Raw genomic sequence first — 14763 nt, 5'->3', positions numbered from 1 at the left:
CGGAATCGTCCGCCGCCCGGCATGTCCGGGTTCTCGGACCAACGGCGGTGCAGCATGTCCGGAATTCCGGACATGGCGATCGACGGCGATCTCAAAGTCCCCGCAACTGCGGCGCCGGGACGGCGAGCGGCCTCTGGCATCCTCCTTGCAATACTCTTTGCGTACCCAGTCGCGAACCAGGGAGGAAAAACAATGGATCGTTGCGATAAGCTGGTCGATGTCGGCCGCCGTCAGTTTCTGCGGGGAGGAGCAATTGCCGCCGCCGCTACCGCCACCGCCGTCGTGCTTCCCGCCGCGCCTGCCAAGGCCGCAGCGCTTGCACGGGTCGACTATCCGTCGAACCGCCTCGGCAATGTCGCCGACCTCAAGCCGAACGAACCGTTGGACGTTGCCTATCCGGACGAGAACGCCCCTGGCGTGCTGCTCAAGCTCGGCACACGCGTCGAAGGCGGCGCGGGTCCGGACGGCGACATCGTCGGCTTCTCGACGATCTGCCCGCACAAGGGCTTTGCGCTGAACTACGTCGCCGCGGATCGTACGCTGAATTGCCCCGGCCACTATTCCCGCTTCGACTGCGAGGCCGGGGGACAGCAGATCTGGGGTCAGGCGACGCAGAACCTGCCGCAATACGCGCTGAGGGTGGACGAGAAGGGCGACATCTACGCCGAAGGCGTGGACGAGCTACTCTACGGCCGCCTGTCGAACGTACTGTGAGGGAGGGAACCATGGCTTACAAGCGAAACATCGACCGCCTGCCGATCATCCCGGCGGACGCCAAGAAGCACAACGTCACCTGCCACTATTGCATCGTCGGCTGCGGCTACCATGCTTACACATGGCCGGTGAACAAGCAGGGCGGCACGGATGCCGCAGCCAACGCCTTCGGCGTGAACCTCGCCGAACAGCAGCCCGCCGAGACAGAAGCCTGGTATGCGCCTTCGATGTACAACATCGTAAAGCAGGACGGGAAGGACGTCCACCTCGTGATCAAGCCGGACCACGGCTGCGTGGTGAATTCGGGCCTGGGTTCCGTGCGCGGCGCCCGCATGGCCGAGAACCGCCGCTCCGACAAGACCGGCACGCAGCAGCAGCGGCTGACCGAGCCGATGGTCTGGCGCTACGGCACCTGGCAGCCGACGAGCTGGGCCGACGCGCTCGACCTCGTCGCCCGCGTCACCGCCCGCGTCATCGACAAGGACGACGAGGACGATTTGTTCGTCTCGATGTTCGATCATGGCGGCTCGGCCGGCGGCTACGAGAACACCTGGGGCACCGGCAAGCTCTATTTCGGCTCTATGAAGGTCAAGAACTGCCGCATCCACAACCGCCCGGCCTACAATTCCGAGGTTCACTCGACGCGTGACATGGGCGTTGACGAACTGAACTACGCCTATGAGGACTACACGCTTACCGACACGATCATGCTGGTCGGCACCAATCCGCTGGAATGCCAGACCAATTTGTTCCTGAACCACATGGTTCCGGGCATGAGGAATGGCGCAAAAGTGATCATCGTCGATCCGCGCCGCACGGTCACCGCCAATGCCTGCGAGGTGGAGGCCGGCGCCGAGAACGTGCTGCACCTGGCGATCAAGACCGGTACCGACCTGGCGCTGTTCAATACGCTCTTCACCTACATCTGCGACCAGGGCTGGGTGGACAAGGACTTCATCGCGGCATCGACGCTCCAGGGCGACGTCGCGGTGCCGCTGGACGAGGCGCACCCGGCGGCTCTCGGCTCGTTCGAGATGGCAAGGGAGAAGTGCAAGATGTCGCTCGCCGAAGGCGCGTCGATCACCGGCTTGTCCGAGGCCGACATCGTCAAGGCGGCGGAGTGGATTGCCAAGCCGAAGGACGACGGCTCGCGCCGCAAATGCGCCACAGGTTATGAGAAGGGCATCATCTGGGGCAACGACAACTACCGCGTCATCGGCGCTCTGGTGAACATCGGGCTCGCAACCGGCAATATCGGCCGCGAAGGCGGTGGCGTGTGCCGTCTCGGCGGTCATCAGGAGGGATACTTCCGCCCATCCGACGCACATGTCGGTCGTCCGGCTCCCTATATCGACCAGCTCATCATCGGCGGCCGGGGCAAGGTGCACCACATCTGGGCCAACGACCACTACAAGACCACACTCAACGCGACCGAGTTCAAGCGGGAGTACAACCGCCGCACGAACATGGTGAAGGACGCCATGGACGCCCATGCGGGGTCGACGCGCGAGGAGCTGGTCGAGGCCATTGTCGGCGCGATGAATGCGGGCGGCTTGTTCTCGGTCAACGTGGACATCATCCACAGCCAGATCGGCCAGGCCGCGCACGTCATCCTGCCGGCGGTAGAGTCCGGCGAGATGAACCTGACCTCCATGAACGGCGAGCGCAGGTTGCGTTTGGTCGAGAAGTATATGGACGGTCCGGGCAATGCCAAGCCGGATTGCCTGATCGCCGCCGCGATCGCCCAGAATTTGGAACGGATCCTGCGCGAAGAGGGACGGGACGCCTATGCCGACCAGTTCAAGGGTTACGACTGGAAGACCGAGGAGGATGCCTTCATGGACGGCTACAACTCCGGCAATCCGGAAGTCACCTATGATCGGCTTCGCGCCATGGGCAACAACGGCGTGCAGGAGCCGGTCGCCGGCTTCGAGAACGGCCAGCTGGTCGGCACCAAGCGCCTCTACACCGACGGCAAGTTCACGCGGCACGGCCGCGAGGACGGCAAGGCGCTGTTCTGCGGCGGCGAATGGCGCGGGCTGCAGGCGCCGGGCAAGGCCTACCAGAGGGACAACTACGCCTTCCTCATCAACAACGGCCGCGCCAACATCATCTGGCAGAACTGGTTCCTCGACAAGGCCAACGACTTCGTCTCCGATCGCTTCCCGATCCCGTTCATCGAGATCAACCCGGAGGACATGGCCGAACTCGGGGTCAAGGCCGGCGATCTCGTCGAGGTCTTCAACGATGTCGGCGCCACGCAGGCGCTGGTCTATCCGACGCCTACCGCGCGGCGAAAGGAGACCTTCATGGTGTTCGGCGCGCCGAATGGCGCGCAGGGCAACATCGTCAACGCCGGCACGAACGAGCTGATCCTGCCTAACTACAAGCACACCTGGGCCAACATCCGGAAGATCTCGGATGCGCCCGCCTCGGCGGCGGACCTTTCGTTCAAGTCGATGGAATACAGCGCGGGCTGACCGCCTCGCATCGCGCTGCCGGGCCGGAACTCCCGGCGGCGCTCCCGAACTCCTCCCGTCACGAGGCCCTTCCGGAGCAGCCCATGACCGCGCCTGCGCGAGTTTTCCTCGACCATTGCGAAGCCGGCGCGACTGGCACCGTCATCCCCGTCGACATCGCCGCCGCCAAGGCGCTTGCGGCGGCGACGCCAGTCGCCGGGACGGAAACGATCGACCTCCTGGCTGCGAACGGCCGTGTTCTGGCAACGGGGGGGATTGCAGCGCTCGCCCTGCCACCGTTCAACAGCTCTGCGATGGACGGCTATGCGGTGCGACTCGATGAGTTGGCCGGATCGGGGCCTTGGCGGCTCCCCGTGACCGGCCGGATCGCGGCCGGTGACACGCCTGCAGAGACCCTCGGCGGCGCAGTGCGAATCCTGACCGGGGCTTCGGTTCCGCCAGGTTTCGATGCCGTCGTCATGCAGGAGAAGTGCCGTCTTGAGGGCAATGTCGTCGTCATCGACGAACGGCCGCGCGCCGGACGCAACATCCGCACCGCCGGGGAAGATTTGCGCCAGGGCGAGCGGCTGTTCGAAGCAGGCGCCGTGCTGACCGCGCAACAGCTCGCGCTGCTTGCCGGGCAGGGTCTGGCGGACATCGAGGTTCGCCGCAAGATCCGGATCGGCCTGATCTCGACGGGGTCCGAACTGAAGGAGCCGGGTCAGCCGCTGCTTGCGGGCCAGATATTCAACTCGAACCGCGTCATGCTGCGCGCCAGCCTCGACGCTTGCCGCTGGGCCGAGGTGGTCGACTTCGGCATCGTCCCCGACACCCGCCAGGCGATCTCTGCAGCATTGGCCGAGGCGTCGTCACGCTGCGATGCCGTCATCACCACCGGTGGCGTTTCGGCGGGAGAAGAGGACCATGTTTCCTGGGCCGTCGGATCCGGCGGCGGGACGCTGGACGTCCTGAAAGTGGCCATGCGACCCGGCAAGCCGGTGAAGGTGGGAAGGATTGGCGCGGCGCTCTTCCTCGGCCTTCCAGGCAATCCGAACGCGACGCTTGTCACGTTCCGCGTGATCGCGCTTCCGGCCCTGCGCAGGCTCGCCGGGATGGTGGAGACCGCCCCAAAGTGGGTGGAGGCCGTCGCCGGTTTCTCCCATGAGAAGCGAGCCGACCGTACCGAGTTCGTCCCCGTGCGGCTCAGCGCGGGAGGTTCGGACGGGCTACCTCGCCTCATCATGCTCGGCCGCGGCTCCTCCGCCAGCCTGCGTGCGATATCGCAGGCCGAGGGCATAGCGGTGCTCTCGCCAGGTCTCGATCGTGTCGAACACGGGACGCGTCTCTCTTTCGAGCCAAGTTAGCGCCTACGCTGCGGTATAGCAGGAAGGCAGGATACGGCACAAAGGGCAATCAGCCGAGGAGCGTTCTAGTCTTGGCGCCTTCGTAGGCTAGGCAACCTCGTACGCTGCCGCCCCTCCGGAGAACGAAGGTCACTTTATGACTGACGGCGCCGGCAGAAGGGCCACTTCCGAATATCGGATCCTTAAAGCTGCCTGACCGCTTCCGGTCCCAATCCCGACGGGCGGCTAAGCGCCGCAAATCAGCCATAGAGGCACCCTCAACATTCGACCGGAAGCAGACATGATGCTCGGTCGGCGCCGGAGGGGTCGCGAAGACGGCCCTCCGCGTCGGCTGCAGTGGTCGCCGCAGGACGTGACGGATCGATTTGCGCGATCCTCCTCCATGATTTGCAGCTCGCCCGGTTTCCCACCCGAACTGCCAAAAGCGCGCTAAAACCGCGTCAGCGCGTAATAGCCTTATCGGAATGACGGCTTTCACGTCGCCGCCGGATTGTTTTCGATCAAGTCGCAACTCTTCAAGTCATGGCATGAACAGGCCTCTAGTGCGTGGAGGTCATCTTGAGGCGCGAGCAAAAGCGGATTGCCTACGATCCGGGGCCGGTGACCGCCTTGCCGGAAAAACGGCCGGCTCCAGAGACAACGTCGGGCGCCGAAACAAGGCGACGGACGCCACCTCCTGTCAGCCAACCTCCGGATCACCCCCACCTGACCCTTGATCGCGGCGTACGTGCGGCGCTCGCACGACTCAGCGCAGGCGTCTCCACCCATGCCTTCATCGACGCTTGGACGGATTGGGTATTCCACATGTGCGAATCGCCTGGGCGCCAACTCGAGCTTGTCGAACGCGCCGGACAGAACGCCTTGAAGCTTGCGGGCCATCTCGCCCGTCTAGGCACCGACGTCGCGCCTCCCTTTGCGCCGAAGCGCTATGACCATCGCTTCGACCATGCGAGCTGGCGGAAGCCGCCGTTCCAGATGTGGCAGCAGGGATTCCTGGCTGTTCAGGATTGGTGGGATCACGCGACCGACCACCTGCGCGGCCTGCGGCCGGAGGATGCGGACCGTGTGCGCTTCATGGCGCGCCAGGCGCTCGACACGGTCTCGCCGTCGAACTTCCCCGCGCTCAACCCCGAGATCATCGCCGCAACCGTCGCCACCGGGGGGCGGAACCTGACCGATGGCGCGACCCATTTCGCCCAGGACCTCCTGAAAACCCTGACCCAAACCCGCGATCCGGCGCCCGAAGGATTTCGCGTCGGCCAGGACCTAGCCTGCACGCCGGGCACCGTGGTCTTTCGGAACGACCTGTTCGAACTCATCCAGTATGCGCCGCGGACCGCGCAGGTCCAGGCAGAGCCGGTCCTGATCGTGCCGGCATGGATCATGAAGTACTACATCCTCGACCTCTCGCCGGACAACTCGATGGTCAACTATCTTGTCGGCCAAGGCTTCACGGTGTTCATGATCTCGTGGTGCAACCCGACCGCTGCGCAGGCGGATCTGTCGCTTGAGGACTACCGCAGGACAGGTGTCCTGACGGCGCTCGATGCGGTCAATGCCATCGTGCCCGAACGCAAGGTCCATGCGGTTGGTTACTGCCTCGGCGGCACCATGCTGGCGATCGCGGCGGCAACGATGGCACGCGAGCGCGACGACCGCCTCGCCAGCATCACGCTGATGGCCGCGCAGGTCGATTTCGCCGAGGCGGGCGAGCTGTTGCTCTTCGTCGACGAGAGCCAGGTCGCCTTCCTCGAGGACCTGATGTGGGATCAGGGCTATCTCGACCGCCCGCAGATGGCGCGGACTTTCTCGACCATCCGGTCCGAGGACCTGATCTGGTCGCGGGCCGTCCGGCGCTACTTCCTGGGCAAGGACGATCTGCCGACCGACATGGGCGTGTGGGTTGCAGACACCACGCGGATGCCCGCGCGGATGCATTCGCAGTATCTGCGGAGCCTATTCCTGGAGAACCGCCTGACGGCAGGGCGATTCGCGGTCGAGGGACGCGTGATCGCGCTCAAGGACATCTCTGCTCCGATGTTTGTCGTCGCCACGGAGACGGATCACATCGCGCCGTGGAAATCGGTCTACAAAACGCAGTTGTTCACCGACTGCGACCTGACCTTCGTGCTGACCAGCGGCGGCCATAACAGCGGCATCGTCAACCCGCCCGGCAATCCGCGCAGCCGCTACCGCCAATCGCACCGACCAGTGGGAGCGTTCTATGTCGGGCCGGACGACTGGCTGGCCAACGCAACGTCCCGGAATGGCTCGTGGTGGCCGGAATGGAAAGCCTGGCTGGACGGCAAGAGCAGCTGCCCGGCGGCGCCGCCAGCGACTGGCGCCCCGGACAAAGGTCTCGCGCCGATCGGCACCGCTCCCGGGACCTTTGTCTTCCAGGAATGACCACGCAGCGGCGCGGGCAGACAACACCGGGAACCCGGACGCGCCGCGCCCGATCTCGCGGCCGAAAAGGTGCTTCCCGGCCGGCAAACGCGTTCCAGCATCTGCCCCGGCCAGATCAGGCTGACGAATCTTGATCGAGGTCAATGCAGGGGCAGAGGACTTCCCGAATTCTGGCTACGGCATGTGGGGGTCGCTGATGCGCAAGACAGAGATCTGGGTGCTTCTGGCTGACGCAGCGCACGCCCGCTTGGTCCGCCATCCCGAACACGCGGGCAACATGGAGCAGGCGCCGGTGGAGACCATCTTCGAGGTCAGCGCCGAACATCGGCCACTGCGTGACATCATGGCGGATGCCCCGGGGCGCAGCTTCGCGTCGATCGGCGCACGACGCTCCGCGATGGAATACCATGCCGATCCCGTGCGCGATGAGACTCGGAGGTTCGCTCTCTCGCTCCTGTCGAACCTGGAGGCTCGCCGGGGCGCGGGAGACTTCGACCAACTGGTGATCTGCGCGCCGCCCCGCATGCTGGGGGTCCTGCGCGAGCTCATGCCGACCGGACTCGCTTCGGTCGTGCGGGCGCAGGTCGCAAAGGACTTCACCAAACTGCCGGCGCTGAAGCTTCGCGAGCAATTGCGGCGCCTGATAGCCGTGCCGGGCTGAGAACGTGCAAGAAGTGTCCATGGACTTGGGATCGCTTGCGCCATGAAGACCTCCGGCATCATATTTACAGATCGCGTGGACGCCAGCCGGCAGCTCGCGGCCAGGCTGTCTCCGATGGGGGACAAGCCGGTGGTTGGTCTATGCCCTTCCACGTGGCGGGGTGCCCGTCGCCGTCGAAATCGCTCGGGCCCTGCGTGCGCCGTACACCCCATGGCTCGCCCTGTAGGAATCGCGGAAGAGTTCCAGCAGCCTGGCATCTTCCTTCGCATAATCGCTGACAGGCCTGTACAGTCATCTGTAGAAACCCGCCCGGGCGATACGCAACACCCGGCACATCGAAATGACCGCGTGTTCGTGACGATTCTCGTTGATGAAGCGGTACGTCAGCGGCATGCTCACCGCTCGCGACATCGAGCAAAACGAACGCGTATTTTCCGGCAGTTCGTGCTTAATTTCCAATGCTGGTGACCAGGATCCGCTTTCGGTACGAGGTTTCGAAATACAATACAAGAACGATGCTGGCGGCCGCCGCGAAGAAGCACCAGACAGAGACAAAAGCCTCCCAATAGAATGCGAAAGCAATGGCCGAACCCACGAGAACGATCACTCCAAGGGCGGCCACCATGGGCCGCGTTGAAAGCATCAAAGGGAGTGCAGTCGCAGCAAGATACGCAAGTGCCACCACGACACCGTGGTTGGTTACGTTCACATAGACGATATGGCCAGCTTGGATGACAGCACCGTGTGGCGATCTGACTATGTCCCAAAGGAGGTAAGCGCCAACCGCGATACCGGCCGCAAGACAGGCCAAGATGAGCCGTCGGCGACCTTCATTCGGCTCGATCAGGAGAGTAGCGACCGGCACATAGATCGGCCAGAATGCCTCCGCAGCGATCAAGAACAGAAATGTCAACCAGGTCGAGATCGATCCTTGCGGATCTACCGGTAAATTGAGCCACAGCAGCCCCTCCAGTCCCTGCTGAATTGCAAAGAAGATCGGCGCCGAGGCAATGGGAAGCTCTTGCCAGGTATTGCTTCGTCGGAGTGCCGCAATTCCCATGGCGCCGGTCAGGCCCATGGTGATGAAACTTGCCGTCGCGGAAAAACACATCGCCGATCTTTCGCCCAAAATAATACTCTCGCAGAATTCTGCTGGTTTCGCTCACGAATCTTGAATGGGTTCGCCGCGATTGGATCACTCTCCCAGAAATCAAAGCTGTCGACACAAATCGGCAGATTTGCCAAATCCTTTGATGCGCATCAAAGCGAGCGCCGCTTCGTTATGTTGATGTCGCCTCAACGCGGAGGCGGAAGAAGATGATCTTCAACACAATCATGGTCCAGCTTGATGTGGATTCCCCGGCTTCCCCACGGTTGAAGTTCGCGCTGGATCTTGCCAGCCGGTTCGAAGCGGACTTGATCGCGTTCGCCGCGGCCGACCCACAAGTTTTCGTTCCAAGCGACGATGGCGGCGTCGTTGCGGCTGAGATGATGCGGCAGCGCGCCGCAGAAATCGAAGACCGCCTCAAGGCTTTGAAGGAGGAATTCCTGGGCATCGCCGGCGACAGCGAAAAAGTGTCTTGGCGGGGGGACGTCGGCAATCCGACGCGGCTTCTCGCAATGCATGCGCGCGCTGCGGATCTAATCGTCACTGGTTCTCCCGCCCCAGGCATCGCCGGCAATCATCATCGAACTGTCGACGCTGGAACGCTGATCCTGTCTGCTGGGCGCCCTGTCTTGTTCGCGGCAGACGGTTTGGCAGCACTCGATGCAAAGAGCGTGCTCGTCGCCTGGAAGGATGCGCGCGAGGCGCGCCGCGCCATAGCTGACGCGATGCCGTTCCTGAGGAATGCGCGCGAGGCCGTAGTAGCCACCATTGCGGAAAATGACCTGAAGTCCGCCCAAGGAAGCGCTGCCGACGTCGTCCGTTTCTTGATGAAACATGGTGTCAAGGCCCGTGCCGAAGTCCTGGAATTGGGCCATGCTAATGCTGCTCAGGCCTTAGAGGATATCGCGCGCGAGATTGGGGCCGACCTCTTGGTTGCAGGAGCCTACGGTCACAGCCGCCTTCGGGAATGGGCTTTTGGCGGCGTGACGCGCTCGCTTATCGGTCGCGGAGTGATCAATCGGCTGTTGTCCAACTGAGGACTTACTCGTGCCTCACGCGATCAGAAGATCCCGAGCGCGCGATCCATATCGAATTTGCCATATTTGAAGGGAATGCGCCCGTCAAAGCATGGCGCCCGCATTTGAATCGATCGATTCCACTGCGGGCGCTCGGGTGACAGTATGTCTGTCGCCGGTGGGGGCGCGAGACAGGTCGTCTCGGCGACTTTTCGCTCAGGCTGCGGGAAGGAGCTGCGCCGCGCGACGTAGCGGCGCGAAATCGTCGGGCGTCAGCGTTTCTTTCTCGAGCAGCAGTTTCGCACCGGCGCGCAAATCGGCGGTCCTTGCATTGAGCATTTCCTTTGCCGAGGTGTAGGCCGCTTCGATCATGCCCCTGACGGCGAGATCCACCTCCCGTGCTGTTGCCTCTGAGTAATCCTTCTGGTGCGGAGAGCCTGGCGCGTCACCCAGCCACTGCAGCCGCTGCTCTTCGAGAACCGCCTGGCCTACTGTCTGGTCCATGCCAAAGCGCGTGACACATTGGCGGGCGACGTCCGTGACCTTGGCAAGGTCGTCAGCCGCGCCGGTCGATACTTCGCCGAATATGATTTCCTCGGCCGCGCGGCCGCCCATGAGCACCACCATCCGATCCTTGAGTTCGCTGGTTGTGATCAGGAATCGATCCTCGGTCGGGCGTTGCATCGTATAACCAAGCGCACCGATCGAGCGGGGGATGATCGAGACCTTGTGTAGCGGATCGGCCCTGGGCGTCGCCACCGCCACCAGGGCGTGCCCCATTTCGTGAAAGGCAACCCGCTCACGTTCTTCAGGCTTGAGCAGGCGGCTCTTGCGCTCCGACCCGGCAACGATACGCTCGACCGCATTGGTGAAGTCATCCATCGTCACCTGGTCGGCACCGCGACGCGTGGCCACGATAGCGGCTTCGTTTACGAGGTTGGCAAGGTCCGCTCCAGTGAAGCCGGGCGTGATCGCGGCGATTTCGTCCGCACTGACTTCCAGGGCGACCGAAACGTTTTTCATGTGGACTTTGACAATCGCCGCGCGCCCTTTGCGGTCGGGTCGGTCGAGCACCACCTGCCGGTCGAATCGCCCGGCCCGTAGCAGAGCCGGATCGAGAATCTCCGGCCGGTTGGTGGCAGCGAGCAGCACGATGCCGACCCGCGGATCGAAGCCATCCAGCTCCGATAGAAGCTGGTTCAGCGTCTGTTCCTTCTCGTCGCCGCCGCCATAGCCCGCGAACGGGCTGCGGGCGCGCCCGAGTGCATCCAGTTCGTCGATGAAAATGATGCAGGGCGCGGCTTGTCGCGCCTGCTGGAACAGGTCGCGTACTCGCGCCGCCCCGACGCCGACAAACATTTCGACAAACTCGGAACCGGAGATTGAGAAAAACGGCACACCCGCTTCGCCTGCGACGGCCCGCGCCATCAAGGTCTTGCCCGTTCCAGGCGGCCCTACGAGCAGGATGCCTTTCGGAATCCTGGCGCCGAGACGGCCGTATTTGTCCTTGTCCTTCAGGAAGGAAACAATCTCCTGCAGTTCAGCCTTGGCCTCATCGACACCAGCGACATCGTCAAAGGTGACCCCTGTCTTGCGCTCCAGATAAACCTTGGCCTTTGACTTGCCGATGTTGATCAGCCCGCCCATTCCCTGACGATCCGCGAACCCCCGGAACAGGAAGGCCCACAAGCCAAAAAAGATGAGCGTGGGCAGCACCCATGACAGCATCGTGGTCAGCCAGTTGCTGTCGGTGGCGCCCGTTATTTCGACGCCGGCTTTCTCGAACAGTTCGGCCATGTCGGGATCGACGCGGTTGGCGACAAAGTACTGCTTGCCGTTCTGCGGCGCCGAAAAGCGACCCTGGATCGTCGTTTCCGTCACCGTCACGGATGCGACGTTCCCGCCCGAAACATAGCGCACCAAGTCGCTGTAGGAGATCGAGGCCACATCCCGATACCCTAGCCACAGCTGGAAGAGCGCGATCAGAACCAGCGCGGCGATGAGATAGCCGATGTTGAAACTGTGCTTGCGATCCATAATTTCCGGCGTCACTTCGCGCGTTGTTGACTGCCCGCATCATGTCAGGGGTTGCGGGCTGGTCCTTGATACGTGTCAAAGTGCCTACACGCGCCTGCGGGCATTGTGTCCACGATGACAAGGCGACGGCACATCGCAGACCTTGCGGAAAAGGTGAGCTTTCTGAGCGAACCGGCAGCGTACAATCATGCGACGACACACGTTGAAGCTCGCGAGACCCATATGTCCTGGGTCTTCCTGACCGACACTCGAGTCTACAAACTGAAGAAGCCGGTGCGGCATGCATTCCTCGATTTCAGCACAATTGCCAAACGCCGCTTCTTCTGCGGAGAGGAATTGCGACTGAACCGGCGGCTTGCCGCGAAAACCTACCGGCAAGTCACCCCTCTTTGCCGCAACGCATCGGGCGGTTTCGTCCTCGGCGGCGAAGGACGCGCCATCGACTGGCTGGTTGAGATGAACAGACTCCCCCAGACCGACATGCTGGATGAGCGCATCCGGACAGACAATGTAACCAAGCACGAGATCGGCAAAGTCGCCGAGCTGCTGGCGGACTTCTATTCGAAACTGGAACCTGAAATCACGAATGGCGACGTCTATCTGCGGCAACTCGTCAAGGAGCAGCGGATCAACCGCGCGATCTTGCTGCGCCATGAGTTTGGGCTGGTCGACATCGCCTCGGATACGCTCGATATGGTGGACAACCTCCTGCAACGATCAAGGCCGTGGATCGAAGCGAGGGTTGCCAGCGGCGCGATCGTCGAAGGACATGGCGACCTGCGCCCTGAGCATGTCTGCCTGGCTGAACCTCCGCAGATCATCGACTGCCTGGAATTCAATCGTTCGATGCGTATCGTAGACCCTTATGACGAGATCAATTGCCTTGGAATGGAATGTGACATTCTCGGCATGCCATGGATCCGGCCTCGGCTGAACCACGCACTCGATAACCGCTTCCCCTACCGCCCGGATACCGGGCTCCTCGCACTCTATGGCGGGTATCGGGCGCTGCTGAGGGCCCGGCTGTGCATTGCTCACCTGCTCGAGCGGCCGGTTCGTCACGCCGGGAAATGGCGGCCTCTCGCTATCCGTTACATCCAGCAGGCGGAGCGAGAATGCCTCAGTTCTCGATCCCCAGGAGATCGGATATTGAAGAATGTGAGTGGAGGCGCTTGACGGCTTCGCCAATCAAGGAACCAGCCGGCAGAATGTCGAGTCGGGCTGAAGGGTAATCGGCTTTGGCGCTTGCCGCCGAAGCGACGCTATCAGTAACGATGATGCGGTCTATTGCCGGGCTGTCGAACAGCGCTTTGGCACCCTTGCCGAACACACCGTGCGCGGCAATCGCGTGGATAGCGTTTGCACCGCGTTCGCGGCAGGCAAGCGCAGCGCGTAACATGGTCCCGCCGGTGCCGATCATGTCATCGACGATGAACACATCCGAGCCGGTGACGTCACCGGCGAAGATATCCCCGGAAACCACGCCGCGGCTTCGGCGCTTCTCCATGAAACCGAAGCCGATATCTTTCCCCGTGAGCGCCTCAAAAGTCTCCTTGAGCAACTGTGCCCGCTTCACGCCGCCGCAATCGGGCGAAAAGACCGTGACCGGGTGGTCGCCCACAAGAGTGCGGATGATCGGCACAAATAGCTTGCGCGTGTCGAGATGTATGCTCTCGCACCGGAACGCGTTCTGGAACGCTGCAAAATTGTGGACGTCGAGTGTTACAATCCGGTCGGTCCCTACAGCCTCGAACAGCTTCGCTACGTAGCGCGTTGTCACCGGATCGCGAGCCTTGGTCTGCCTGTCCTTGCGAGCATAGGCGAGATAGGGAACGACCGCTGTCACTCGTGCAGCGCCGTTTTCGCGACACGTCGCCAGGAAGAACAAGAGCTTGCACAGTCTGTCATTGACGGATGAACCGCCGCCTCCCGCGAGGCTAAGCAAAACATAGACGTCCTTCCCGCGTACGCTAACAAGTGGGCGGGTTTTGTGTTCGCCATCTTCGAAGTCGCGCTCCTCATGCGGGTCGATCTTGACGCCAAGCGCCGACGCTGCCGCCGCGCCCAACTCTTCGGAACCGTTCAATGCAAAGAGACGCATACATCCCTCTATCCGGTTGGGGCGCCGACCGCATTGATCGGTATCAAACGACGCTGCCCCCTCTTAGGTCGCCAGAAAATTCGGCTGATCTTTGATGCGGATCAATGAGGCCGTCACGCCTTTAGGCTTTAATACAAACCATGTCAGGCCGAGCCGAAGTTGCCGAGCCGAAGTTGATTAAGCGGGCGAAGAAAGCGTCGCAAGACGTGAATTCGCGAAGTGACGGATCGACCGGCATCTGCCAAGCAATTCAACTCGAGAGGAGAAAAACCATGGCTGAAGCTGCCACCAAACTACCTGTAAAGTCCGAGAAATCCACCATCGCATCCCCCGAAGGCTGGACACCGTTCAACAACCTGCGCCGCGAGATCGAACGCGCATTCGACGACTTCCATCCGTTCGGCTGGCGTTTGCCATCCTCGCGCTCGGTTTTCGATCTGGACATGCCCAAGCTGCGGGAGGCTTGGTCGGTCGCGCCTGCGATGGATCTTGTGGAGAAGGGAACTGAATACGAAATCACGGCCGAGCTGCCCGGCATCGACGAGAATAACGTCGAGATCAAGCTGTCAAATCACACTCTCACCATCAAGGGCGAGAAGAGGGAACAAAAGGAAGAGAAGGAGAAGGACTACTATCTGTCCGAACGTCGCTACGGCTCCTTCCAGCGCTCGTTTCAGCTTCCGGTAGGAGTGGACGCCGACAAAATCGATGCGACCTTCGCCAAGGGGGTGCTGACAGTGACACTTCCCAAAACTGCCGAGGCCCAGAAAGCCGAGAAGAAGATCACGGTCAAGGCGGCCTGACCATCGAATTCTTCACGTCAGCGCGGTCAGCGCGCTGACGGCTTTGACGCGTTTGGTATGGCGGCCACGACCCTGACATTCTGCGGCGAGCCCC

General features: G+C 62.3%; 11 protein-coding genes and 1 pseudogene. 8 read left to right on the top strand and 4 right to left on the bottom strand.

Annotated elements, in window-relative coordinates; translation table 11 throughout:
- Window positions 1–192 precede the first annotated feature (192 nt).
- From ABLE71_RS05965 to ABLE71_RS05945, 5 genes are all read left to right on the top strand, one after another.
- Window positions 193–714, top strand: coding sequence for an arsenate reductase (azurin) small subunit (locus tag ABLE71_RS05965; protein ID WP_348782434.1), 522 nt, complete (start codon window positions 193–195; stop codon window positions 712–714).
- Between the two features lie 11 nt (window positions 715–725).
- The gene (locus ABLE71_RS05960) at window positions 726–3194 is read left to right on the top strand and encodes an arsenate reductase (azurin) large subunit (RefSeq protein WP_348782433.1); all 2469 of its coding nucleotides are present in this window, start codon (window positions 726–728) and stop codon (window positions 3192–3194) included.
- An 83-nt stretch (window positions 3195–3277) separates the two neighbouring features.
- A complete protein-coding gene (gene glp / locus ABLE71_RS05955) occupies window positions 3278–4537 on the top strand; it encodes a gephyrin-like molybdotransferase Glp (protein ID WP_348782432.1) in 1260 nt (419 codons plus the stop codon).
- Between the two features lie 546 nt (window positions 4538–5083).
- Window positions 5084–6943, top strand: a complete 1860-nt coding sequence (locus tag ABLE71_RS05950; RefSeq protein ID WP_348782431.1) for an alpha/beta fold hydrolase — start codon at window positions 5084–5086, stop codon at window positions 6941–6943.
- A 130-nt stretch (window positions 6944–7073) separates the two neighbouring features.
- Window positions 7074–7604, top strand: coding sequence for a host attachment protein (locus ABLE71_RS05945; RefSeq protein WP_348782430.1), 531 nt, complete (start codon window positions 7074–7076; stop codon window positions 7602–7604).
- 189 nt (window positions 7605–7793) lie between these two features.
- Here the strand turns inward: ABLE71_RS05945 and ABLE71_RS05940 are convergent.
- Window positions 7794–7991 (bottom strand): annotated as a pseudogene (locus ABLE71_RS05940) (IS3 family transposase); the annotation flags it as partial.
- A 61-nt stretch (window positions 7992–8052) separates the two neighbouring features.
- Window positions 8053–8733, bottom strand: a complete 681-nt coding sequence (locus tag ABLE71_RS05935) for a DUF6629 family protein (protein ID WP_348782429.1) — start codon at window positions 8731–8733, stop codon at window positions 8053–8055.
- 188 nt (window positions 8734–8921) lie between these two features.
- Here ABLE71_RS05935 and ABLE71_RS05930 point away from each other — a divergent pair, with 188 nt between their 5' ends.
- Window positions 8922–9749, top strand: a complete 828-nt coding sequence (locus ABLE71_RS05930) for a universal stress protein (RefSeq protein WP_348782428.1) — start codon at window positions 8922–8924, stop codon at window positions 9747–9749.
- 195 nt (window positions 9750–9944) lie between these two features.
- On the opposite strand, the gene ftsH is transcribed toward ABLE71_RS05930, so the two are convergent.
- The gene (gene ftsH, locus ABLE71_RS05925; RefSeq protein ID WP_348782427.1) at window positions 9945–11765 is read right to left on the bottom strand and encodes an ATP-dependent zinc metalloprotease FtsH; all 1821 of its coding nucleotides are present in this window, start codon (window positions 11763–11765) and stop codon (window positions 9945–9947) included.
- A gap of 222 nt (window positions 11766–11987) precedes the next feature.
- Here ftsH and ABLE71_RS05920 point away from each other — a divergent pair, with 222 nt between their 5' ends.
- Window positions 11988–12941, top strand: a complete 954-nt coding sequence (locus tag ABLE71_RS05920) for a hypothetical protein (protein ID WP_348782426.1) — start codon at window positions 11988–11990, stop codon at window positions 12939–12941.
- On the opposite strand, the gene prs is transcribed toward ABLE71_RS05920, so the two are convergent.
- Window positions 12886–13866: a ribose-phosphate diphosphokinase gene (gene prs / locus ABLE71_RS05915; protein WP_348782425.1), complete on the bottom strand. Its 981-nt coding sequence runs from the start codon at window positions 13864–13866 to the stop codon at window positions 12886–12888. The genes ABLE71_RS05920 and prs overlap by 56 nt on opposite strands.
- Window positions 13867–14138: 272 nt before the next feature.
- Between prs and ABLE71_RS05910 the strand changes: the two genes are divergently transcribed.
- Complete coding sequence (locus ABLE71_RS05910; protein WP_348782424.1) at window positions 14139–14669, top strand: Hsp20/alpha crystallin family protein; 531 nt, start codon at window positions 14139–14141, stop codon at window positions 14667–14669.
- The last annotated feature ends 94 nt before the right edge of the window (window positions 14670–14763 follow it).

Origin of the sequence: Mesorhizobium sp. KR9-304 (genome assembly GCF_040049215.1) — a bacterium.
In the GTDB taxonomy this organism is placed as follows: Bacteria; Pseudomonadota; Alphaproteobacteria; order Rhizobiales; family Rhizobiaceae; genus Mesorhizobium_K.
This window is presented reverse-complemented; position numbering and strand designations above follow the sequence as displayed.

Bases quoted from the DNA above. Each gene is read 5' to 3' on its own strand.
- prs (WP_348782425.1), bottom strand. From the start codon at position 13,866: ATGCGTCTCTTTGCATTGAACGGTTCCGAAGAGTTGGGCGCGGCGGCA.
- ABLE71_RS05965 (WP_348782434.1), top strand. From the start codon at position 193: ATGGATCGTTGCGATAAGCTGGTCGATGTCGGCCGCCGTCAGTTTCTG.
- ABLE71_RS05910 (WP_348782424.1), top strand. From the start codon at position 14,139: ATGGCTGAAGCTGCCACCAAACTACCTGTAAAGTCCGAGAAATCCACC.
- ABLE71_RS05960 (WP_348782433.1), top strand. From the start codon at position 726: ATGGCTTACAAGCGAAACATCGACCGCCTGCCGATCATCCCGGCGGAC.
- ftsH (WP_348782427.1), bottom strand. From the start codon at position 11,765: ATGGATCGCAAGCACAGTTTCAACATCGGCTATCTCATCGCCGCGCTG.
- glp (WP_348782432.1), top strand. From the start codon at position 3,278: ATGACCGCGCCTGCGCGAGTTTTCCTCGACCATTGCGAAGCCGGCGCG.
- ABLE71_RS05920 (WP_348782426.1), top strand. From the start codon at position 11,988: ATGTCCTGGGTCTTCCTGACCGACACTCGAGTCTACAAACTGAAGAAG.
- ABLE71_RS05930 (WP_348782428.1), top strand. From the start codon at position 8,922: ATGATCTTCAACACAATCATGGTCCAGCTTGATGTGGATTCCCCGGCT.